Annotated in this window: 22 protein-coding genes and 1 pseudogene; 7 read left to right on the top strand and 16 right to left on the bottom strand. The window is 71.4% G+C overall.

The window, feature by feature from the left end:
- Positions 1–151: 151 nt before the first annotated feature.
- From ACWDLG_RS07325 to ACWDLG_RS07305, 5 genes and pseudogenes are all read right to left on the bottom strand, one after another.
- Positions 152–202, bottom strand: a pseudogene (locus ACWDLG_RS07325) (hypothetical protein); the annotation flags it as partial.
- A gap of 822 nt (positions 203–1,024) precedes the next feature.
- On the bottom strand, positions 1,025–1,600 hold the full coding sequence (locus ACWDLG_RS07320; RefSeq protein ID WP_449916961.1) for a DivIVA domain-containing protein: 576 nt from the start codon (positions 1,598–1,600) through the stop codon (positions 1,025–1,027).
- A gap of 8 nt (positions 1,601–1,608) precedes the next feature.
- Positions 1,609–1,881: a hypothetical protein gene (locus tag ACWDLG_RS07315; RefSeq protein ID WP_449916960.1), complete on the bottom strand. Its 273-nt coding sequence runs from the start codon at positions 1,879–1,881 to the stop codon at positions 1,609–1,611.
- 30 nt (positions 1,882–1,911) lie between these two features.
- Positions 1,912–2,283: a winged helix-turn-helix transcriptional regulator gene (locus ACWDLG_RS07310; protein ID WP_354906724.1), complete on the bottom strand. Its 372-nt coding sequence runs from the start codon at positions 2,281–2,283 to the stop codon at positions 1,912–1,914.
- Positions 2,284–2,344: 61 nt separating this feature from the next.
- Positions 2,345–4,111: a LuxR C-terminal-related transcriptional regulator gene (locus tag ACWDLG_RS07305; protein WP_449916956.1), complete on the bottom strand. Its 1,767-nt coding sequence runs from the start codon at positions 4,109–4,111 to the stop codon at positions 2,345–2,347.
- Positions 4,112–4,227: 116 nt separating this feature from the next.
- On the opposite strand from ACWDLG_RS07305, the gene ACWDLG_RS07300 reads away from it, so the two are divergent.
- Positions 4,228–5,091 carry a class I SAM-dependent methyltransferase gene (locus tag ACWDLG_RS07300; RefSeq protein ID WP_449916953.1) on the top strand — a complete coding sequence of 288 codons (864 nt, stop codon included), beginning with the start codon at positions 4,228–4,230 and terminating at the stop codon, positions 5,089–5,091.
- A gap of 19 nt (positions 5,092–5,110) precedes the next feature.
- Here ACWDLG_RS07300 and ACWDLG_RS07295 read toward each other — a convergent pair whose 3' ends face one another.
- On the bottom strand, positions 5,111–5,644 hold the full coding sequence (locus ACWDLG_RS07295; protein ID WP_449916951.1) for a CGNR zinc finger domain-containing protein: 534 nt from the start codon (positions 5,642–5,644) through the stop codon (positions 5,111–5,113).
- A gap of 26 nt (positions 5,645–5,670) precedes the next feature.
- Between ACWDLG_RS07295 and ACWDLG_RS07290 the strand changes: the two genes are divergently transcribed.
- Complete coding sequence (locus ACWDLG_RS07290; protein WP_449916949.1) at positions 5,671–6,150, top strand: GNAT family N-acetyltransferase; 480 nt, start codon at positions 5,671–5,673, stop codon at positions 6,148–6,150.
- Positions 6,151–6,220: 70 nt separating this feature from the next.
- On the opposite strand, the gene ACWDLG_RS07285 is transcribed toward ACWDLG_RS07290, so the two are convergent.
- Both ACWDLG_RS07285 and ACWDLG_RS07280 read right to left on the bottom strand, forming a co-directional pair.
- Positions 6,221–7,216, bottom strand: coding sequence for a glycerophosphodiester phosphodiesterase family protein (locus ACWDLG_RS07285; protein WP_449916947.1), 996 nt, complete (start codon positions 7,214–7,216; stop codon positions 6,221–6,223).
- A 236-nt stretch (positions 7,217–7,452) separates the two neighbouring features.
- Entirely contained in the window at positions 7,453–8,106 is a 654-nt protein-coding gene (locus ACWDLG_RS07280) for a response regulator (protein WP_449916945.1), read from the bottom strand.
- Positions 8,107–8,143: 37 nt separating this feature from the next.
- Here ACWDLG_RS07280 and ACWDLG_RS07275 point away from each other — a divergent pair, with 37 nt between their 5' ends.
- Positions 8,144–9,238, top strand: coding sequence for a sensor histidine kinase (locus ACWDLG_RS07275; protein WP_449916943.1), 1,095 nt, complete (start codon positions 8,144–8,146; stop codon positions 9,236–9,238).
- A 117-nt stretch (positions 9,239–9,355) separates the two neighbouring features.
- On the opposite strand, the gene ACWDLG_RS07270 is transcribed toward ACWDLG_RS07275, so the two are convergent.
- The 6 genes from ACWDLG_RS07270 to ACWDLG_RS07245 form a co-directional block, all read right to left on the bottom strand.
- The gene (locus ACWDLG_RS07270; protein ID WP_354906718.1) at positions 9,356–10,348 is read right to left on the bottom strand and encodes an adenosine deaminase; all 993 of its coding nucleotides are present in this window, start codon (positions 10,346–10,348) and stop codon (positions 9,356–9,358) included.
- The gene (locus tag ACWDLG_RS07265) at positions 10,345–12,069 is read right to left on the bottom strand and encodes an adenine deaminase (RefSeq protein WP_449916940.1); all 1,725 of its coding nucleotides are present in this window, start codon (positions 12,067–12,069) and stop codon (positions 10,345–10,347) included. Before ACWDLG_RS07265 ends, ACWDLG_RS07270 begins: the two co-directional genes overlap by 4 nt.
- Positions 12,062–13,411 (bottom strand): purine-cytosine permease family protein, encoded by a 1,350-nt coding sequence (locus tag ACWDLG_RS07260; RefSeq protein ID WP_449916937.1) that lies wholly within the window; start codon positions 13,409–13,411, stop codon positions 12,062–12,064. The genes ACWDLG_RS07265 and ACWDLG_RS07260 overlap by 8 nt, the downstream gene beginning before the upstream one ends.
- Before the next feature lie 106 nt (positions 13,412–13,517).
- On the bottom strand, positions 13,518–14,393 hold the full coding sequence (locus ACWDLG_RS07255) for a 1,4-dihydroxy-2-naphthoate polyprenyltransferase (protein WP_449916935.1): 876 nt from the start codon (positions 14,391–14,393) through the stop codon (positions 13,518–13,520).
- A complete protein-coding gene (locus ACWDLG_RS07250; RefSeq protein ID WP_354906714.1) occupies positions 14,393–15,001 on the bottom strand; it encodes a GNAT family N-acetyltransferase in 609 nt (202 codons plus the stop codon). The genes ACWDLG_RS07255 and ACWDLG_RS07250 overlap by 1 nt, the downstream gene beginning before the upstream one ends.
- Before the next feature lie 153 nt (positions 15,002–15,154).
- Complete coding sequence (locus tag ACWDLG_RS07245) at positions 15,155–16,552, bottom strand: aminotransferase-like domain-containing protein (protein ID WP_449916932.1); 1,398 nt, start codon at positions 16,550–16,552, stop codon at positions 15,155–15,157.
- A gap of 22 nt (positions 16,553–16,574) precedes the next feature.
- Here ACWDLG_RS07245 and ACWDLG_RS07240 point away from each other — a divergent pair, with 22 nt between their 5' ends.
- The 3 genes from ACWDLG_RS07240 to ACWDLG_RS07230 all read left to right on the top strand — a co-directional run bounded on the left by ACWDLG_RS07240 (position 16,575) and on the right by ACWDLG_RS07230 (position 19,148).
- Positions 16,575–17,474 carry a DMT family transporter gene (locus ACWDLG_RS07240; protein ID WP_354906712.1) on the top strand — a complete coding sequence of 300 codons (900 nt, stop codon included), beginning with the start codon at positions 16,575–16,577 and terminating at the stop codon, positions 17,472–17,474.
- A 55-nt stretch (positions 17,475–17,529) separates the two neighbouring features.
- On the top strand, positions 17,530–18,552 hold the full coding sequence (locus tag ACWDLG_RS07235; protein WP_449916930.1) for a hypothetical protein: 1,023 nt from the start codon (positions 17,530–17,532) through the stop codon (positions 18,550–18,552).
- Between the two features lie 182 nt (positions 18,553–18,734).
- Entirely contained in the window at positions 18,735–19,148 is a 414-nt protein-coding gene (locus tag ACWDLG_RS07230; protein WP_449916928.1) for an ASCH domain-containing protein, read from the top strand.
- 15 nt (positions 19,149–19,163) lie between these two features.
- On the opposite strand, the gene ACWDLG_RS07225 is transcribed toward ACWDLG_RS07230, so the two are convergent.
- A complete protein-coding gene (locus ACWDLG_RS07225; RefSeq protein ID WP_449916927.1) occupies positions 19,164–19,664 on the bottom strand; it encodes a GntR family transcriptional regulator in 501 nt (166 codons plus the stop codon).
- A gap of 26 nt (positions 19,665–19,690) precedes the next feature.
- Positions 19,691–20,179, bottom strand: a complete 489-nt coding sequence (locus ACWDLG_RS07220) for a GntR family transcriptional regulator (protein WP_449916924.1) — start codon at positions 20,177–20,179, stop codon at positions 19,691–19,693.
- A 108-nt stretch (positions 20,180–20,287) separates the two neighbouring features.
- On the opposite strand from ACWDLG_RS07220, the gene ACWDLG_RS07215 reads away from it, so the two are divergent.
- Positions 20,288–20,581, top strand: coding sequence for a hypothetical protein (locus tag ACWDLG_RS07215; protein WP_449916922.1), 294 nt, complete (start codon positions 20,288–20,290; stop codon positions 20,579–20,581).
- Positions 20,582–21,305: the final 724 nt, after the last annotated feature.

Below are 21,305 nucleotides of genomic sequence, written 5' to 3'. Positions count from 1 at the left end.
GCAGACGAAGGGCGGCGGCCGAAGAGGAGCCCGGCCTCGCATTGATCACGACCAGCCGCCGGCCCGCGTCGGCGGGGATGTTCGGCCTGTCCTCCGCGAGCCGCGGCGCGTCGAAGTCGAGATGCCCCGCGAGGAGGGCGTGCGCCATCCGGTTCCAGCCGAGCACATCGCTCCTGCGCCCGATGACGTACGCCGGCACCATCCCGAACGACTCGATCATGACCGCGAGACCGGGGCGGAGCCGCTCGGGGCGGATCTTCTTGCGCCGCGCCTTGGTCGGCCTCGCCAGGCTGTAGAGGCGCGCGGTCTCGTCCAGCCGCAGCGCGCGGGCGAGCGCGTCGAGCACGCCGTCGGAGGCGTTCCTGCTCTGCCCTTGTTCGAGCCGTATGTAAGCGTCGGCGTCGCCGTCCTCGTCATGGTCGCGACCGCCACCGGCGGGCAACACGATCGCCTGCACGGCTACCACCTGGCCTACCTGACAGCCGCCCTCTGCTGCCTCATCGGCGCCCTGGCCGTAGCCCTTTCCCGCCGTACGCCCTGATCTCGGCCGCCGCCCTCAGCCATCGCCCTTGGCCCGGCGTCGTCATCCACGTCGTCGGGCAGTCTGAGGGCCTGGGGCCTGTCTTCCGCCGGTTCCCGGTCGGCTGTGCTCCCCCGGTACCCGTGGTCGCGATCGCTCACTGCTCTTCCTGGCTAGCGGAGTGATATGGGCGGGATGGGGACCCGGTTCGGTGCGCGGCCGGAGGCGGCGTGCCACGCCGGCGGCCGGCGCGGTGGGCGGGGCTGCGGTCCAGCTGGTCGACGTGCGGGCGGCAGACTTCCTGCACCTCGTGGCACAGGAGGGCGGACGTACGGCGGCTTGCCCTGAGCACGCTCGTCGAGATGGAGACGAAGGGGCCCGGTACGGCGCGGCTGACGTCATGGAGCGTGCCCAGGGGAGGGGGTTGGCTGTTGCTGTCGTCAACGACAACTAGGTCGCGGCCGTGACGACGTTCCTCGAACGCGAGGGGTTGGCTGGCCCAGGTCAATTGCCGTCAACCCGGTCCAGCAGGCCGTAGAGATGGTCTAGAAAGGCGTCGACGTGACGTATGTCGTATCCGGGTGAGGCCATCGAGAAGCCATGGAGGATCGAGATCCCGCTCGGATGGTTCTTCTCCCTGCGAACGGCGGGATCCCTTCCTTCGAGGCCCGCAATGATCCGTTCGATGTAGGCATCGACTTCTCGCTGGTTGTAGCCCCGCCCCGATACGAGCGGGAGTTCAGTGGCGCGAATGTCCAACACCAGTTGAGCCCGCCGCCTTTGGATCCTGGCCCATTGTCTGCTGCCGTCTCGGAAGCTACGCGTCGCGCGTTCGCCGACCACCAGGAGCGCGCCGCCCACCACGAGGGTCCCGCCGATCAGCCCCATCCCGAAGGCGACCGCCGCGGCATCCTCCTTCTTCTCCTCATAGCTGTCGGGCCCCGTCCGGCGGCTCGAGCAATAATCGCCGCTGCTCATCCTCTCGCCGCCGCACCTGGGCTCCTGCGCGTCCTTCGACACCACAAGCCAGACCAGTAGCACCACTGCCCCGATGCCCAGCATCCAATAGCCCAGCTTCAACGCCCCTCCTACGACCAGGGTGGGTCCGCCCAGGCTCCGCCTTCTCTCGGCCGCAGCCCCAAATGACCAGCAGTGTATTGAGGGCTCCTGTTGATCGACAATGTGTCGGCTGCCCCTTCCAGGAGGCGGACAGGCCGGCGTCCTGAGCGTCGCGCAGTAGCGCAGTTCTCTCCGCAAGATCCTTCTTGTTCTGATGTCATTACGTCGAGAGGGAACTCCGAGGCATGGACCAGCCCCTCGACCCCATCCGCCACCTCGACGAACGCACCGAACGGGATCACCTTCGTGGACGGCGTCCGCCGGCCCCTGGCTCAGGGACGGTCACCCCCGGTCGCCGTCCGGGCGTCGAAGGCGGCGCGGGCGGCGTCGATCTCGCCGAGGTGGTCCTCCGCCCACACGACCAGGCCGCCCATGGTGTCGAGCAGGGCGCGGCCCATGGTGGTGAGCGCGTACTCGACATGCGGCGGCATGACCGCGCGGACGGTGCGGGAGACGATGCCGTCACGCTCCAGCTCCCGCAGCGTGACGGCCAGCATGCGGTGGCTGATGCCGTCGATGCCGCGGTTGAGCTCGGTGAAGCGCTTGGTGCCCGAGCCGAGCTGATGGATCACCGACAGCGACCACTTCCCGCCCACGCGGTCGAGGATCTCGCGGGCCCGGCACGCCGCGGGGCTGTGGTTCATGGTCGTCTCCCGGTGGAGTGTGCCCTCCGGACGCGAGGGCGGCGCCCTTACTGAGAAGAAGCTACTTACCTGAAGTGGGTCTGTCGAGATCCTCGCCCCGCGCCCGGGCCGTCGCGTAGGCGGCGGCCTCGGCGCGGTTGCGCAGGCCCAGCTTGGCCAGCACGTTGCTGACATGGTGGGAGGCGGTCTTGCGGCTGATGAACAGCCGCTCGGCGATCTCGGGATTGGACAGCCCGAGCCCCATCAGGTGGAGCACTTCCCGCTCCCGCTTCGACAGGACGCCGACCTGCTTGGGCCCGGTCCTGCCGCGCACCCCCAGCGAGCGCAGCAGCGCGGCCGCCGCGTCGGCGTCGGCGCGGGCGCCGAGCCGTTCGGAGACGGCCAGCGCCGTCCGGGCCTCGGCGATCGCCGCCTCGGGCGCGGACGGGCGCAGGGCCTCGGCCAGCGCCCGCCTGGCTCGGGCCTCCTCCAGCGGGAGGCCGGCCGCGACGAAGCCCGCCAGAGCCGCCTCGAGATGGCCGCGGACCTCGCCCTCGCCGGCGAGCGCGGCGGCATACTCGGTGAATGCCCTGGTCAGCGGGGTGCGGGCGGCTTCCGGCAGGGCGCGCAGCCGGGCGCACACCAGCCGGGCGGCCGCCAGGTGCCCGGCCGCCGCCTCGGCCTCCACCAGCAGCGCCAGCAGCGGCGCCCGCAACGTCTCGCCCTCGGGGCCGCCGTCCTCGTGGTCCCCCTGGTCCGCGTCCTGGTCTGTGCCCTCCTGGTCCCCCTGGTCCCCTTGGTCCCCGTCCTCGTGGTCTCCCTGGTTCTCGGCGCTCCGGCCGTCCACCGCCAGCCCGCGGCGGAGTACCGTCGCGGCGCGTTCCGCCTCGCCACGAGCCAGGTGCAGACCGGCCAGCGGCCGTACGGCGTACCCGTCGTGCTCGTGGCCGTCGAGGAGCCGCTCCGCCTCCTCCAGCCGGCCCTGCCGTACGCGCAGGTCGGCCAGGCGTGCCACCGAGCCGGAACGGAGGGCCCGGTAGCTGGCGTCGTACAGGCGGACGGACGTGGTCAGCTCGTGCTCGGCCTCGGCCCACCGGCCCGCGGCGGTGAGGATCCCGCCGTAGTACATCCGGCAGATGGCCGCGGCCCACACGACGTCGGTGCGCCGCACGAACGCCTCGACCACGGCCGTCCACTGCTCGGCCCGCCGTACGTCGAGAACCATCTCGCAGGCCAGCAGCATCTTGCAGTAGATCTCGCCGACCACCGCCACGTTCCGCACCTCGCCGCCCACAGCGGCCGCCGCGGCCTCGTCGAGCCGGCGCATGCCCTCATCGGTACGGCCCCGCTCCACCAGGCACACGCCGCTGTAGGCCAGGGCGTCGAACTCCAGGTCCGTGTCGCCGAAACGTACGGCGAGGCGCCGCGCGGCCTCGATGTGCCGCAGCCTGACGGCCTGGTCGTCACTCGCCATCGCGCAGGCCAGCTCGACCCAGCCCCGCTCGGGGCAGTCGCCCGCCGCCTCGGCGAGGTGCTTCCCGCGTTCCAGCCATCCGCCGGCGACCGCGTAGTTCCCGTACAGCGCGACGTACTCGAACGCCAGCCAGTAGGCCGCGATCACCGCCGGATACCGCGTCTCACCTCTGGCGCGGAAGCCTGCGAAGGCCCGCTCGCGTAGTGCGACCGCCGTGCCGTACTCGCCCAGCCAGCACAGCGCCTGCCCCAGCCCGTCGAGCGCCTCAGGAGTCTCCTCCCGCGCGAGGGCGGTCTCGAAGGCGGCGCGGGCGTCCTTCCAGTGACCTGCCGCGAGGGCGGCCCTCCCGGCGGCAACGGCCTCATCGACCCCCACGTCACGATTATCCCGCCGCGAACGCGCCCGCGAATAGGGCAGTCGCCCCATGCTCCCGTGCCTGGTCGCGGCGCATGCTGGCCGGGAACCCGGCCACCTGACACGGAGCGTGCGCGATGAGCAGCCCGATGGAGACGTTCCAGCTCTCGGTCGACCAGGCGGAGAGCTACGAGTCGAGTTTGGTTCCCGCGATCTTCGGCGAATGGGCGCCGCGGCTGGTCGAGGCGGCCGGCGTCGCGGCCGGCCAGCGGGTCCTCGACGTCGCCTGCGGCACGGGTGTCGTCGCCCGCGCCGCCGCCCGGCGCGCCGGGGAGCGGGGACGGGTGACCGGCCTCGACCTCAACGCGGCCATGCTGGCCGTCGCCCGGCGGCTGCGCCCCGACCTCGAATGGCGGCAGGGCGACGCGGCGGATCTGCCGTTCGCCGACGGGTCGTTCGACGCCGTGCTGTGCCAGTCGGCGCTGATGTTCTTCCCCGACCCCGTCCGCGCCCTGCGCGAGATGGCGCGCGTCGTGGCCACGGACGGCCGCGTGGCCGTCCAGGTGTGGGCGCGGCTGGAGCGGCAGCCGGGTTACGGCCCGCTCGTCCAGGTGGCCGCCCGCCACGCGGGGCCCGAAGCGGTCAGCCTGCTGAGCGCCTACTGGAAGCTGGGCGACACCGACGCGCTGGCGGGGCTGTTCGCCGCCGCCGGGCTGCGGGTCACCGCCATCACCGCCCGCACCGGGACGGTACGGCTCGGCTCCGTCGACGAGCTGGTGCGGATCGAGGTCGAGAGCACGCCGCTCCGCGAACGGATCAGCGACGAGGTGTACGGCAGGATCATCGCGGACGCCCGGGAGGAACTGGGCCGGTTTCGCACGGGCACCGGCATCGCCGTCCCGATCGAGGGGCTGCTGGTCACGGCGGTTCCCGGCGCCCCGGCCACGGCGGGCGGCCTGCTCCCGGCCGTCCGGCTGCGGCGCGCCGCTCCGCCGGGCTGAGGGGCCTGCTGGAAAGGGCTCACGGCGAGGTCATGGGTGTGACTCGGGCGCGGTGGCGGCGAACCGCGTCGCGGTTGGCGCACCGGTGGGAGCAGTAGCGCTGCCGTCCGGTGCGGGAGGTGTCGGCGAAGACCAGGGTGCACCCGTCCACGGCGCACCGCTGCAGCCGGTGCATCCCCCGCCCCGCCAGGTGCAGCGCGGTGCCGACGGAGATCAGCGCGAACAGCACGGGGCCGAGCGGCTGCCGGTCGTCGCGGTAGTGCAGGTGCCAGCCGGATCCGGAGTGGTCGGTCAGCCGCGGGTAGGCCGCGGCCGCCGCCAGCATGCGGTTGAGCAGTGCGGCGCGCTCGTGCTCGTCGGGGGCGTCGACGATCTTCTCCCACGCGTCCAGCGTGTCCAGGGTGTGGCCGAGGTCCTGCGGCGTGACCGGGCGCTCCAGCACCAGCCCGGCGGCGCGGCAGCGGTCCGCGAGCTCGTCCGCGGTCGCCGGGCGCCGGTTGGCCAGGCTCGCGGCCAGCTTCACGGCGCCCTCGCCGTAAGGGTTGAGATGCATAAGCTCATTACATCAGGCTGTTGGGTATGAGGTACCACAGCGATGTACGGCAGGCGGTCGAGGATGACGTCGCGGAACTCGTGCGCCTGCGGGCGTTGCTGTTCGCGACCCTCGGCGGCGACTTCTTCAACCCCTCCTCGGCGGGCGACGAGTGGCGGCACGCGCTCACCACGGTTCTGAAGCACAAGCTGACCGCCGACGACGCGTGCATCCTGGTCGTGGACGGCGACAACGGTCTCGCCGCCTGCGGCATCGGCACCATCGAGCAGTGGTTCCCCGGCCCGCACTCGCACAACGGCCGGGTCGGGCACGTGATCGGCGTGGTCACCGACCCCGCCTACCGGCGCCGCGGCCACAGCCGCGCGATCATGCACGGGCTGCTCGACTGGTTCCGCGAACAGGACGTCGCCCGCGTCGACCTGCACGCCTCCCGCGACGGTGAACCGCTCTACCGGTCGCTCGGCTTCGTCGAGCACCCCGACCCCGCACTGTACTGGCGCCCGTGACGGCCGCCCGCACCGGGGCCGGTACCGGTGCGGGCGGGAGCGCTGAGCCACCGGTGCCCGGCGGAGACCGTCAGCTCGGCCGGTGGCGCAGGCTCGGCCGGTGGCGCAGCAGGGAGGCCACGCGGTCGACGCGGTTGGTCCAGACGCCGCCGGAGTACCCCTCGGGGATCCTGGCGACATCGGCGGGGGTGTCGAAGCCTTCGGAGAAGTCCCCCGATCCCGCCACGACGATCACCCGGGTGCCGTGCTCGCGCATCCGGGCGACGAAGGTGTGCGGCCAGCCCCACATCCACCGGGCGTACTGCTCGGGAAGGTGCAGCTGCGTGTTCTCGCACGAGTCCGGCACGTATCCCGTCCAGCCGACGGCGGCGTAGCGCAGCAGGCAGTCCTGCATCGTCTGCCGCGACATGACGTGCAGGCCGGGCAGCCTCCTCCTCAGCGCCGCCACCGGCTGGTCGCCCCCATAGGCGGCGACCGTGCGCAGCCGGTCGGCGGGCAGCGTGGCGAGGTAGCCGGCGAGCCGCTCGCCGTCGGCGGGTTCGTCGCTCTTGACGTGGATGAGCAGTTCCCGGCCGGGGAAGGCGGCCATGACCTCCTCGATGACCGGCATCCCGCCCACGCCCTTGCCGCGGAACGGGTGGGTGGCGCCGTCGTCGGCGGTGTAGCCGTGGCCGATGTCGAGCCTCTTCAGCTCGGCGAGCGTGTGGTCCCGCACGGCGCCCGTGCCGTCGGTGCGGCAGTCGAGCGTGGCGTCGTGGAAGACGGCGATGCGGTCGTCCCTGGTCACCTGGACGTCGAACTCCACCATGTCGGCGCCCGCCGCGAAGCCGGCGCGCATCGAGTCGAGGGTGTTCTCCAGATACGGGTGCTCCGGCTGGTGGATGCGCTCCGCCGTACAGGTGTCGTTGGTGATGCCGTCGAAGCGGAAGGTCTGGGCGAGCCCGCGGTGGGCCAGCAGCAGGGGCGGGCCTCCGTCGGCGGCCCGCCACGAGGCGTTGTTCACGTACACGAAGGCGGCGAGTGCGAGCAGGGCGACGAGCACGACGGTGCGGCGTCGGAAACGCATGGTGGCAGGCTCCTGGAGGTAGACGGCGGCACCAGGATCGCCGCCGCGGCAGCCGAGGAGAACCGGCGAAGGACGTAGCCGCACTATGCCTTTAGGACTGCCTCGTAGGACTCCCTCGGCGGTTCGTGGCCGTGCGGCTTTCAGGGCTCGGCCGGTCGTGGCCGTGCGGCTTTCAGGGCTCGGCCGGTCGTGGCCGTGCGGCTTTCAGGGCTCGGCTGGTCGCGGCCGTGCGGCTTTCAGGACTGGCGCAGCAGGTCGCGCGCGAGCAGCGCGGCCTGGGTGCGGCTGCTCACCTGCAGCTTCGCCAGGATGTTGCTGACGTGCGTCTTCACCGTGCGCTCCGCCAGCGTCAGCGCGCCGGCGATGTCCTGGTTGGCCATCCCCTGCGCGATCAGGCCGAGGATCTCGCGTTCCCGCCTGGTCAGCGTGCCGACCCCGGCTCCCGCGGGTGGAACGGTCGCCGGGCGCTGCTTGGGCCACAGCATGTCGACCGCTGACGAGCTGAGCGCCGTCACCCCGCCATGCGCGGCGCGTACGGCGGCGGCCAGCTCGCCGCCGCTGGCGTCCTTGAGCACGAAGCCGTCGGCACCGGCGGCGAGGGCGCGCTGGATGTCGGCGGCGCGCCCGACGGCGGTGAGCATCAGGACGCGTGCGCGTGTCTCCGGGTGCGCGCCGCGCAGCAGGGACAGCGCCCGCACGCCGTCCATGCCGGGCAGGTACAGGTCGAGCAGCACGACGTCCGCGGGGTCCTGATCGGCGGCGAAGAGGTCGAGCAGCGCCTGGCCGTCCGCCAGCTCGCCGACCACGTCCACGTCCGGCTGGGCGCCCAGGATGAGGGCGAGGCCTTCCCGTACCAGTGCCTGGTCGTCGACTATGACAAGCCGGATCATGTGCCCGATGGTAGGGGCTCGGGGGAAGCGAGGCGGTGTGAGGCAGGTGCTCGCCGGCCGGTTGCGCGTCAGGTGGCAGGTCGTGGTGGACGTCGCGCTCACGGCCGTGGCCGCCGCGCTGTTCGCGGCTGGGGGACCGGCCTCGGTGCCGCTGTCGGTGGGCCAGATCCTGCCGCTGGCGTGGCGCCGCCGCGCGCCCGGGGCCGTGCTGTGCGTGGTCGGTGTGTTCACGGCCGCGCACATGGCGGCGGGGATGACGCGCGCGCTGGGCTACCTGCCGGCGTTGGTGGCGATGTACACGGCGGCGACCAGCGAGGCGCGTCTGGTCCGGTGGGGCGTGTGCGGCGTGACCGCCGCGGCCGTCGCCGCGAGCACGCAGCGCGGCCTGGGGGAGGTCGTGGCCATCTTCGCCGCCGCCTGGATGCTGGGCGTCGAACGCCGCCGGAACGTGCGGGAGCGCAGCGCGTTCGCGGCGGAGAGCGCCCGGCTGCGGCTGGAGCGCCGCGTCGTGGAGGAGCAGCTGGCCGCCGCCGAGGGCCGGGAGCTGCTGGCCCGGCGTCTGCACGACACCCTGGCCCGCACGATCACCGTCATGCTGGTCCAGACGGAGGCGCTGCGCTCCGCCGCACGGTTGACGCCCGCGGACGGCGAGCGCGTCGACCGGGTGCTCGGCGCGGGACGGGAGGCGCTGGCCGAGGTCCGCGACGCCATCAGGGACCTCGACGCCCTGGAGGTGGCGACCGCGGCCGACGACCTCACCGAGCGGCTGGACCAGCTGCGCGCCGCAGGTCTCGACGTTCCGGCGGCGCCGCCCCAGCTCGTGGCCGAGCTGCCCGCCGCCGTGCGCGCGGTGGCGCACCGGCTCGTCGGCGAGGCGGCCACCAACGCGCTCAGGTACGGCGGGCCCGGCACGCGCCTGGACCTCGCCGCGGACCGGGACGGGGACGGCGTCACGATCACCGCCACCAGCCACCCGCCCCGCCACGCCACACGCGGGGCGGAGGGGACGGGCTACGGGCTACGCAGCCTCACCGCCGACGTCGAGACCTACGGCGGCACCCTGGCGTACGGCCCGAGGGAGGACGGCACCTGGGTGGTGGCCGCGACGTTCCCCCGCGTCCCCCTGAGGTGATGCGCCCCGGGGAGTACGCGGAACACACGACGGAATCCTCACGTGTACGGCGGGAGCCCACCGCAGGATGACGCCCGGCCGGACCCGCGTCGGCGATGCTCGGCTGGGACCGTGCTTTCAGGCCCCGGCCGCGTACGCCTCCAGTTCGGCCAGGTACCCGTCCTTCACCTGCCGCGGCAGCCACGCGATCTCGAAGGCGTTGCGCTGCACCTGTAGCAGTTCCTCCCTGGACAGCTCCAGCGCCGCCAGGTTCTCCTGCACGTACCCGGGGAAGTACGCCGGGTCGTCGGAGTTGATCGTCACCCGCACGCCCAGGTCGAGCAGCTTCCTGATCCCCTCGGCCTTCATCGAGTCGGTGACGATGGAGTTGGAGATCGGGCAGCAGGTCAGCCCGATCCCCCTGTCGAGGACCCGCTGCACCAGCGCGGGGTCCTCGAGGATGTTGACGCCGTGGTCGATCCGGTCGACCTGGATGTCGTCCAGGCACTGGCGGATGTGCTCGACGGAGTTCTCCTGGTCGACGTCGCAGTGCATGGTCAGCAGGTAGCCCTCCTGCCTGGCCCGCTCGTAGACGGCGGCGAACTTGGCCGGCGGGTTGCCCTTCTCGTCGGAGTCGAGGCCGACGCCGACGATCCACTCCTTGTACGGCAGCGACTCCAGCAGCGTCGCCATGGCGTACTCGGCCTGGAAGTCGCGCAGGAAGCACATGATGAGCTGGGCGCGGATGCCGAGCCGGGCGTCGGCGTCCATGAGCGCGCGGCGCAGCCCGCGGATGATCACGTCGAAGGGGACGCCGCGGGAGGTGTGCGCCTGCGGGTCGAAGAAGATCTCGGCGTAGCGGACGTTCTGCGAGGCGGCCTTGCGCAGGTAGGCCATGGCCAGGTCGTAGAAGTCGGGCTCGGTGCGCAGCACGCCCATGCCCTCGTAGTAGACGGCCAGGAACGACGGCAGGTCGTCGAAGGAGTAGGCGGCCCGCATCTCCTCCACCGACGCGTACGGCAGGGCGATGCCGTTGCGCTGGGCCAGCTCGAACTTGAGCTCCGGCTCGAGCGTGCCCTCGATGTGCAGGTGGAGCTCGCACTTGGGCAGCCCGGCGATGAAGTCGTTCATTGGATGACCTCCACGATCTCGAGGTTGACGCAGTCGACCAGGCCGAGGTCGGTGACCGCGTAATCAGGGATGGCGGTGATGGACAGGAAGAACAGGTACATCAGCGGCGCGGGCAGGCCGCACCCCAACGAGCGTGCCACGTCGTCGAGCCGCTGTTCGAGCACCGCCATCTCGGCGGCGGGGATGTCGGACACGATGCCCGCGACGGGCAGCGGCAGCGACTCGACGACCGTGCCGTCGACCACGATGACCTGGCCGCCGCCCATCGCCGAGACGGTGTTGACGGCGAGCGCCATGTCGGCGCGGGAGGCGCCCACGCAGATGATGTTGTTGTCGTCGGGGGCGGCGCTGGTGGCGATGGCGCCCTTGCGCAGGCCCATGCCGCTGACCATGGCGACGGGCATGTTGCCCGTCTTGCCGTACCGCTCGACGACGGTGACCAGGAGCGCGTCGTGCTCGACCGACGGCTCGACGACGCCGTCGACGACGGGCAGGGTGACGTCGCGCCGCCTGCGCACGAAGACCTGCTCGGTGAAGTTCAGGGTGAGCACCGTGACCTCGTCGGCCGCCGAGCGCAGGGCCAGGTCGTCGGCGGTCACCTGGCGCACGGGGAAGGGCCGCACCTCGCCCCTGGCCGGCGGTACGGCGGGCACGACCATGGCCCCGTCCCTGGCCACCAGACGGCCTCCGGCGACGACCTCCCTGACCTTGAACTCCTCCAGCGAGTCGACGATCAGCACGTCGGCGAAGCGCCCGGGCGCGATGCTGCCGACCAGGTCGTCGATGCGGTACATCTCCGCGCAGTTGACGGTCGCCATCTGGATCGCGGTGACCGGGTCGACGCCGGCCTTGATCGCCATCCTGACGAGCTTGTCCATGTGCCCGCCGGCCAGCACGTCGGCGGCGTGCACGTCGTCGGTGCAGAACGCGACGCGCCGCGCGCCCACCTTGGCGACGACCTGGATGTTCTCCTCGAGGAAGTGCGCGACGGACGACTCGCGGACGATCGCGTAGATGCCCTGGCGCAGCTTCTCGAGCATCTCCTCGTGGGAGTAGGACTCGTGGTCGAGCCTGATGCCCGCGGCGGCCAGGCCGGCGATGCGGCGGGCGTCCGACAGGGGCGCGCACCCGAAGATCGGCAGCCGCCGCTGGTGGGCGAGCTCGAGCGCCGCCATCACGGCGGGGTCGCCGTGCTCGACCATCTCCTGGACGGTCTCCCAGACGCCGACGCACTCGGGCCACTCGTGCGCGACGCGGTGCTCGGCGGGGCCGAAGGTGTGCCCGACGGTCGACTGCGGCACGGTGTAGGGGGCCTTGGCGGGGGCGCCCCACCAGATCCGCATGCTGGTGGCGGCCGCCTCGTTGAGCGCCTGCCGTACGCCGTCGAGGCCCTGCGCCACGAGGATCTGGTCGAGGCCGGAGACCACGCTGGTGGTGCCGAAGGGGACGACCAGGTTGGCGAAGCTGGTCACCGACAGCTTGCTGCACTCGATGTGCAGGTGGCCGTCGATGAGTCCGGGCACCAGGAAGCCGCCGCGAGCGTCGATGATCTCGGTGTCCGGGCCGCGGTCGAGGGCGGGGCCGACGGCCGCGATCCGGTCGCCGCTGATGCCGATCTCGGCCGGGTACAGCTCGCCGGTCAGCACGTTGACGAGCGTGCCGTTGGTGATGATCGTGTCCGCGGGCCGGCGGCCGTAGGCGACATCGAGCAGGTCATGCATGGGCGAGCTCCTTGATGGGGACCGGTCGGCGGTCCAGGGCGGCGTAGACGATTCCGGCGACGACGAAGCCGGCGAAGATGCTGAAGTCGGAGCCGCCGGTCGCGCCGGAGATCCAGCCGACGAACACGCTGGAGTTCAGCCAGAGCGCGGCGGCCACCATGCCGGCGGCCTGGGCGATGAGGCCCGGCCAGCGGACCTGGTCGGGGGCGTGGTCGTCGAACAGCGCGGCGGCGTCGTAGCGGCCCCTGCGGCGCAGCCAGTCAGTGACGTACACGCCCGCCCACGGCGCCAGCCAGATCACCAGCAGGCCGAGGAAGGCGTTCAGCATCGTGTTGAACGAGTCGGAGGTGATCGCGACGAAGGTGATGATCACGCAGAGGATCAGGTCGAGGACGACCGCCAGCCACCGCTTGACGTTGATGCCCGCCGCCTGCAGGTTCAGGCCCGAGGAGTACAGGTCGGTGGTGTTGGCGGCGAAGAGCGTGACCACGGTCAGCAGCAGGTACGGCACGACGAACCAGGACGGCAGCGCACCGGGCAGCCCGGAGATCGGGTCGCTGGCGTTGGTCACCACGGTGGCGACGGCCGCGCCGAGGACCATCAGCAGCAGGTACGGCACGAAGCCGCCCAGGAAGGCGTAACCGAACACGGCCTTCCTGGAGGAGTCGACCGGCAGGTAGCGCGAGTAGTCACCGCCCAGCGGCGCCCACGACAGGCCGCCGCCCGACATCACCAGCATGACCGCCAGCGTGAAGGTGGAGAAGTCCGCCGATCCCGCCGCCGACAGGTTCGCCTTGGGCGCGACCAGGATCGCCATGATCACGAACATCACCAGGAACACCCAGGTGAGGTACTTCTGCGCCTTCATGACCGCGGAGTGCCCGATCAGCGGCAGGATGAGCTGGATGACCGCGGCGACCAGCACGATCGCCACCTTCAGCCCGAGACCGTCGCTCGAGACGCCGGCCTGCTCCAGCAGCGTGAGCCCGGCCAGGGTGATCATCACCATCCCGCCGGCCTCGAAGCCGACCATGTTGAGCCAGCCGAAGAAGCCGAGCACGCGGGCGCCCTTGTTGCCGTAGGCGGCGCGGGAGATCGCCATCGTCGAGGTGCCCTGCTGCATCCCCTGGATGCTGCTGAACCCCACCAGGGGGAAGGCGAGCAGGTTGCCGATGACGATGGCCGCCACGGCCTGCCAGAAGCTCAGCCCCATCGCGACGACGATGGTGCCGTAGACCACGGTGAAGACGGTCGTCGTCGTGCCTGCCCAGAGGAAGAGCAGGTCGCGAGGGCGGCCGTACCGCTCGGCCGCAGGAACCAGCTCGATCCCGCGTTGCTCCATGGACGGTTCCTTCCGGAGTCGCTGAATACCGGATTCAGTGAACCAGGAGGGTCTGACCAGGACGGTTATCGGCGGCTACGAGATCGGCCCGCCGGTTTGTAGCCGCCTACAAGGTGATCGCCAGGCCGACGGCGAAGAGCAGGCCGTAGGCCATCTGCAGCTTGCCCGTGGCCTGCAGCACGCCGATGAGCGCGGGGCCGGTGGCGCCCGACAGGACGGTCTTCACCGGGCCGATCGCCAGCGGCGCCGCGAGCACCGGCAGCGCGGCGAACGGCGTGAACGGGATCAGCAGCAGCGGGATCACCAGCGGGGCGACCAGGCACACCGTGTACATCACCCGCGTGCGCTCGGCGCCCAGCACCACGGCCAGCGTGCGCTTGCCCGCCGGGCCGTCGGTGACGACGTCGCGCAGATTGTTGATGACGAGCATCGAGCACGACAGCAGGCCGATCGGGACGGAGGCGGCCAGCGCGACCCACGACAGGTGGCCCGTCTGGACGAAGGTGGTGCCCATCACGGGGACGGGGCCGAAGAAGACGAAGACCGCCGCCTCGCCGAGCGCGCGGTAGCCGTAGGGGCGCTTGCCGCCGGTGTAGAACCACGCGGCCGCGATCGCGGCGGCGCCGACCAGCAGGATCCACCAGGCCTGCGTGGCCACCACCAGCGTCAGGCCGGCGACGGCGGCGGCGGCGAAGCAGCCGAGCGCGGCGGTCAGCACCTCGCGAGGGGCGGCCACACCTGAGCCCACCAGGCGCATCGGGCCCACGCGCCGGTCGTCGGTGCCTCTGATGCCGTCGCTGTAGTCGTTGGCGTAGTTGACGCCGATCTGCAGTAACAACGCCACCAGCAGGGCCACCACGGCACGCCACCAGATCGGGCCGCCCTCGCCGACCGCCAGGCCGGTGCCGACGACGACGGGTACGACCGCGTTGGGAAGGGTGCGCGGGCGGGCGCCCTGCACCCACTGGCTGAGCGTGGCCATCAGCTGATGTCCGTCGTGAGCCTGACCATCCGGATCGGACGGCCCATGTCGAGCACGCGTTCGGCCATGTCCTCGCCCCATCCGGCGGACTCGAGGAAGCCGAGCATCGCGTAGTTCTCCGCGAACACCCAGGTGACGATCTGCCGGAAGCCGTCCTCGCGCATGTAGTCGACGGTCGCGTTGAGCAGCCTGCTGCCGTGGCCGCGCCGGACGAAGTCGGGGTCGACCAGCAGCGTCAGCATCTCGGCCGTCACCGTCGGGTCGAGGTCGGGGTCTTCGGCGGGCGCGTGGGAGACCAGGCCGACCACGCGCTCGCCGCCGCGCGGCGTGGCGGGCGCGTTGGCGCCGCCCAGGCCGAGCGCGGGAAAGCCCTCGGTGTCGAGGATGGTCTCCACGGCCACGAGCACGCGATGCATGCGCGTGGGCGGCGAGGCGATCGCCTCGTCCCACTGGCGCAGCCACATCTTCTCCGCTGCGGGGCCCGTCATCTGCTCGAGCGGCCCTTCGGGGAGGAACTCCCGATAACCGTAGCGCCAGGCGCGGATCTGAGTGTTCGCCACCTGGAGCACATCTCCGCGCCGGGCCGCCCGGACGCCTACGTCTGCCATCTCGGCCCGCTCCTTCGCCTGCCGTTGTGCCCGCGACCGGAGGATCTCGAGGGCACGTGTTACACCGTATCGGTGATTCGGGGCTCGCGATGACGCCTGACTCGATAAACGCGGGTGTTCGTCCGGTTACGACATCCCATCGTAAGGGCTTGATCAGCTCAGGCGCGCGTACGCGGAGGCGAGCCGCCGCACCCCGTCGGTCAGCTCGGCCACATGGACGGCGGCGCTGTGCGTCAGGCGCAGGCGCGGCCCCGGCGGTTCGGTGGGGTAGTAGATGCGGCCCGGGCTCACCTGAACCCCGTTCCTGCGGGCCTCCTCGACCAGCGCGGCCTCGTCGACGTGCGGCGGCAGCCGTACCCACAGGTGCAGTCCGCCGTGGGGGACCAGGTGCGGCTCGGCCTCCGGCAGCGCGGCGGCGAGGGCGGCGGCGAGCGTCGCACGGCGTGTCGCCAGCTCGGCGTGGACGGCGGTCAGGTGACGGGGCCAGGCGGGCGAGCTCACGAACTCCAGCGCCGTCTCCTGCAGCGGCCTGGCCACGAAGAACGACTCCACGAGCTGGCCGGCCCGCAACCGGTGGGCGGCCGGGCCCCGGGCGATCACCGCGGCCAGGCGCAGGCTGGGGGCGAGGATCTTGGTGAGCGAGCTGATGTGGACGACGGTGCCGTAGCGGTCGAGGGCGATCATCGGGGTGGGCGCGTGCTCGGTCAGGTAGCGGGCGTAGTCGTCCTCCACCACGAACGCGTTGTGCGCCCTGGCCACCTGGAGCACCTGCTCCCTTCGTACGTCGGTGAGCGTCGCGCCGGTGGGGTTGTGCAGCGTCGGCTGCGAGTAGAAGACCCGCGCGCCCGTCACCGCGAACGCCTCGGCCAGCAGGTCGGGCAGCACGCCGTCGGCGTCCATCGGCACCGCGGCCGTCCGCAGGCCCGCCGCCCTGGCCGCGGCCATGGCGCCGGGGTAGGTGGGCGTCTCCATCAGCACGGTCGTGCCAGGGGCGGCCAGGGCGCGGAAGGCGTGGCTGAGCGCGGCCTGACCGCCGCTGACGACCAGCGCGTCACCGGCGGTCAGCTCGCCGCCCGCCTGCCGGGCGAACCACCCCCGCAGCTCGGGGACGCCGGTCAGCGGGGGAGTGGCCCAGGCGTTCAGGCGCTTGACCGCCCGTGAGGCGGCCGCCGACAGTTGGCGGTCGGGCCGCATGGCCGCGTTCAGGTAGCCGCCGGTCAGCGGGATCACGTCTTCGGGCGGCGTCGTGAGCAGCGCCGTGACGCCCGAGTCGTCGATCACCCGGTCGCCGAGCGCGACCGTCTGCCACGACATGTCGGAGATCTCCGTGAGCCGCGCGGGGCGAGGGGCCACGAAGGCGCCGACGCCGGGCCTGGTGACCACCCTGCCCTCGGCGGCGAGCTGCCCGATCGCCCTCGAGACGGTCACCGGGCTGACCCCGTGGCGCCGCATCAGCTCGCGACTGGACGGCAACCGGTCGCCCGGCCGCTTCGTCCCGATCTCCTCGCGCAGCATCGCGGCGATCTGGGCGATACTGCTATCGTCTTTCATGAGAAGTAACAATAGCGCTATCGTGTCCGGTGGAGTAACGGTTCCCGTACGGGCCGATCACGCCAGGCGTGGCACCCTCCTCGCCTTCCTGGGCGTGCTGGCCTTCTCCGGCTCCTTTCCGGCCACCGTGTTCGCGATGCGCGGCTTCGACCCGTGGCTGGTGGCGATCGGGCGGGCGCTGCTGGCCGGCCTCGTCGCGCTGGCCTGCCTCAAGGCCGCCCGGCTGCCGCTGGTGCCGCCGCGCGCCCAGTGGCGCCCCTACGCGTTCATCTCCCTGGGCGTGGTCTTCGGCTTCCCCGTCTTCAGCGGCCTCGCCCTGCACCTGGGCGCCGGCACCGCCCACTCCGCCGTCGTGATCGGCCTGCTGCCGGCCGCCACGGCCGCCTTCGCCGTCTGGCGCGCGGGCGAACGCCCCCGGCCGCTGTTCTGGGTCGCCTGCGCGGCCGGAGCCGTCGCGATCACCGTCTTCACCGTCTCCCAGGGCGGCGGCAGCGTCTCCCTCGCCGACCTCCTGCTGGTCGCCGCCCTCCTGTCGGCCGCGCTCGGCTACACCGAGGGTGGCCGCCTCGCCCGCACCACGCCCGGCTGGCAGGTCATCTCCTACGCCCTGGTGGTGTCCATCCCCGTGACGCTGCCCGTGACCGCCGCGCTGGCGCTGACCACGCCGGTGTCGTTCTCGGTGGCGTCCGTGAGCGGGTTCCTCTACGTCGGGCTCATCTCGATGTTCCTCGGCTTCGTCCCCTGGTACGCGGGCCTGGCCCAGGGCGGCATCGCCCGCGCCGGGCAGACCCAGCTCACCCAGCCGCTGCTCACCCTGGTGTGGGCGTGGCTGTTCCTGGGCGAGCGGTACGGCATGGCCACGGTGCTCGGCGCGCTGGCCGTCCTGGTCTGCGTGGCGGTGACGCAGCGCAGCCGTACGTAGTCCTTGAAAGATGTGACAACTCAGCGCAGGATGAGCGCAGGAGGTGTCACAAATCATGGCCGACCTCACGATCCCCGAAGGCGGATTCTGGCCAGCGCCCGAGATCCCCCAGCCGAACATCTATCCGATGGAGTGGCGGGTCGAGACCGAGAAGCTGGCGGCGATCTACGAGAAGTCCAAGCGCATGGTCTGGAACCCCGCCGACCTGCCCTGGGACGGGCTCTCCCCCGACGACTTCACCGTCGAGCAGCGGCTGGGGATCATGTACTGGTTCGCCGTCCTCGCCAACTTCGACGCCTCAGGGCCCGCGGTGTTCGCCCGCGCGACCATCCAGGCGTTCGAGAAGCACGAGGAGGACCCCGTCCGCAAGTGCTTCTTCTCGATCACCAGGGACGAGATGAACCACGAGGAGTGCTGCCAGCGCACCATCGCCAGGCTCTGGCCCGGCGGACCCCTCGACTGGACCCCCGTCACCGACCTGGAGAAGGCGGCGCACAACAACATCGGCTGGCTGTACCACAACGGCGGGCGCTACTGGAACGGCTACACCGCGGCGGTCGGCAAGTACTCCCTGCCGGTGCTGTTCACCTCGTTCATGATGGGCGAGATGGCCGCGTCGACGCTGTTCAGAGGAATGGCGTCGGGCACCAGGCACCCGGTCTTCAGCGAGATGTTCCAACGCATCGGCCGCGACGAGTCGCGGCACCTCCAGATCTGCATGACGATCCTGGAGAACGAGTGGCCAGGCCTCACCGACGACGTCCGCTCGCTGATCACCCGGCAGCTGCGGGCCGGGTTCGTCTTCCTGTCGATGATCCTGTGGGAGCCGCCCGAGGGGTTCTGGGACCTGCCGCCGTACTTCCTGCCCAATCACCGGGTGCTGATGGACCATGCCCGGACGGCGGGGCTGGGCGTGCTGTCGTACGAGGAGCAGGCCGAGAACTGGCGCGTGGCGATGGCCAGGGTGCGGGCGATCGTGGAACGGTGGGGGATCGAGTTCCCTGCCATCCCGGAACTGGACATCGACGGCGTGCAGGTCGACTTCATCGACCCGGAGGAGATCATCCCGGTCTTCTGAGTCACGGCCGGGCGGCCGGGCGCCCGACCCCGGGCGCGTTGCCTGGCCGAGGACCGCGGAGCGCCGATGCGCCTTGGAGCGGCTGTGACGTGCGACCTGCGGCGGCGTTCCGGGGATGGCCGGACGACCGGTCGTGGCGGCGGCGCAACGGCCTTCAGGCGAGCCCCGGTAGGCTGCCGGCCGTGTGGGGCAGAATCGACGGGCTCAGGATCCTGGGCCTCGGCACACCGGGTGACCTGCGCGCCCGGCTGAACGACCTGGTCCTGTCCGGCGCCAAGACCGGCACGGCCGGCCTGCTCGCCCACGACTACCGCGCGGAGAACGAAGAGCTCGAGCACGTCGGCGAGCGCCTGGCCCTGGTCGACGACGACGACCACCGGCTCGCCGAGGTGGAGGTCACCGGGGTGAAGGTCGTGCCGTTCCGCCAGGTGACCTGGGACTTCGCCCAGTCGGAGGGCGAGGGCTACCGGTCGGTCGAGCACTGGGGCGAGGTGCACCGCCGCTTCTGGAACGATGCCGGATACGAGGTCGACGACACCACCGAGGTCGTCTGCATGTCCTTCCGGCTGGTGGACGGCACCGAACGCGGTGCGTGACGGCCTCCGGCGGACTCAGCAGCCGGAGCCCTCACCTGCCGCCTCAGGCCACGAATCGCGCGAGGTGACGTAACTGCCCCGGGCCGGCACCGTGTAGATCCAGCCCTGCTCGCGCAGCAGCGCCATGGCCTTGCGCACCGTCTCGCGCGCCACGCCGTACTGCCGCACCAGCGTCGACTCACCCGGGATCGAGCGGCGCGGCAGCAGCGCGCCCGACCTGATCTGCTGCTCGATGTCGCCCGCGATCCGGCGGAACAGCGGCGTCTTGTCCGGGGAGCGAGGGGCGAGCTCGGGCCCGCCGACGTAACTGCCCTGCCCCTGGGCGGTGTAGATGAGGCCCTCGTCGCGGAGCACCCGGATCGCGCGACGCGCCGTGGTGCGGGCGACGCCGAACTCCCGCTGCAACTCCGCCTCACTGGCGACGGCGTCGCCGGGGGAGAGACGGTTGACGATGCGCGACCGGATGATCTCACTGATCTGCAGATAGAGATGGGTGTCACCATCAGGATCGAGCATGGAATCAGCATATACGGGCGATGGAACTAGCGGGAGCCGTCCTCGGGCCAGTTCTCCTTGGCGGCCACATAGGTGCCGCGATACGGCACGGTGAAGGCCCAGCCCTTCTCGCGGAGATGCGCCACCGCCTGCCGTGCCGTCACCTTCGCGACGCCGTACTCCTTCATCAGTGCCTTCTCGCTCGGGATGGCGCGGTTCGGGAGGATCTGGCCGAGGCGGATCCGTTCCGCGAGCTCCTCGGCGATCTTCTGGTACATCGGCGTCTTTCGCGGAGCGCGCGGAATCCCCGGCTCTCCGACGAATGTCCCCTCGCCCTGGATCGTGTAGACGACGCCCTGCTCGCGCAGCTCGCGAGCGACCCGCCTGGCCGTCGTGCGCGCGATGTCGTAGTCGGCCTCCAGCTGAGCTTCGCTGGGTACTGGCTCGCCGGGCCTGAGCTCGCCGCTTTCGATCCGGGCGCGGATCAGATCGGCGACCTGTTTGTAGATGGGTACGGGTCCCTCGCGGTCAAGCACAGTCGAACTATAGACGAAAAGGTACATGAGCGTACAAAGCAGACGCTCACATGAACCTATAGAGAGGAGCAAGTAGACCTAGAGATACGGCTGCCTTATAGTCAAAGCGTGGTCGAGGCGGAGCTGGGCGAATGGCACTCCCAGCATCCCGAACCGTTGCGCGAAGGCGCTATCGCCATCGACTGGTCGTTGGAGGTGCCGCGTGCCGATCGGGTGCGGGTGAAGTCGTACACGTGTAACTGCGTGCCGGTGTTCTACGAGCTCTGCCAGGCGGCTGGGCTGATGTTCATCCGGCGCCTGAGCCAAGGAGGAGAGGTGACCCTGGTTCATGAGTCGCCGTGGCTGCGTTGCGCCGAGGTGGAAGATCTCTGGCAGCGGCTCCTTCGCGGGGAGGCGCGTTGATCATGTTGTGGAAGGTCATCGCCTGGCGGACGTGTCTGGCCGGGGCGAGACGACCTCCTCGGCTCGGGCGGCATCGGTCGGGGAAGCAGTCGTGGGGTTGGTGGATGCCGATGCTCGGCCTGTCCGAAGGCGGCGTCCACCGCGGCCGGTGGGACTGACCGGCGTCCTTCGTCCCTCACTGGTCGTACCGCGGGCTCGGCTCTTGCCCGGCCGGCCCGGGGTGCACGGCCTCGCACAGGGGTCATCCCAGGTTCCGTGTCCTTGTGCGAGGCCACTCCGGCGGGCCGGGCCCGGCCCGCCGGAGCAGGGCGTTGTTGTGAGCTTGTAGGTGTGCCCCGGGCGGGTGGTCCTCTCGGCCGTCCGGGGTGCGTGGCCGCTCGTGGGGGCATCCCCTTGGATCAGCCGTCCCTGCGAGTGGTCGTCTCCGGCGGGTCTGGCGCGGACCCGCCGGAGTCGATGCAGGTGCCCCACGCTGTGCGGCGTGGGAGCGCCGGGAAGCGTGCCCTGGGCGATCTTCGCTCGCTCGTCCGGGGCACGTGGCCTCTGTGGGGCATCGTCACCGGTAACCCTCACTCACCGACCCCACAGAGGCCTCTCACCGTGTGAGCGTGCGGATGTCCGACGTGTCGTGCAGCGACCTCACCGGGACATTCGAGCTCGTGGCCGTACCCCGGGCGGGTCTCTCCCGCACGCTCCTGCCCGAGGTGCGCGGTCTCCGGCCGGG

The sequence above is a fragment of the Nonomuraea sp. NPDC003727 genome (assembly GCF_053586935.1).
Note: the sequence above shows the minus strand (reverse complement) of the source record. Positions and strands in the feature narration are given on the sequence as shown.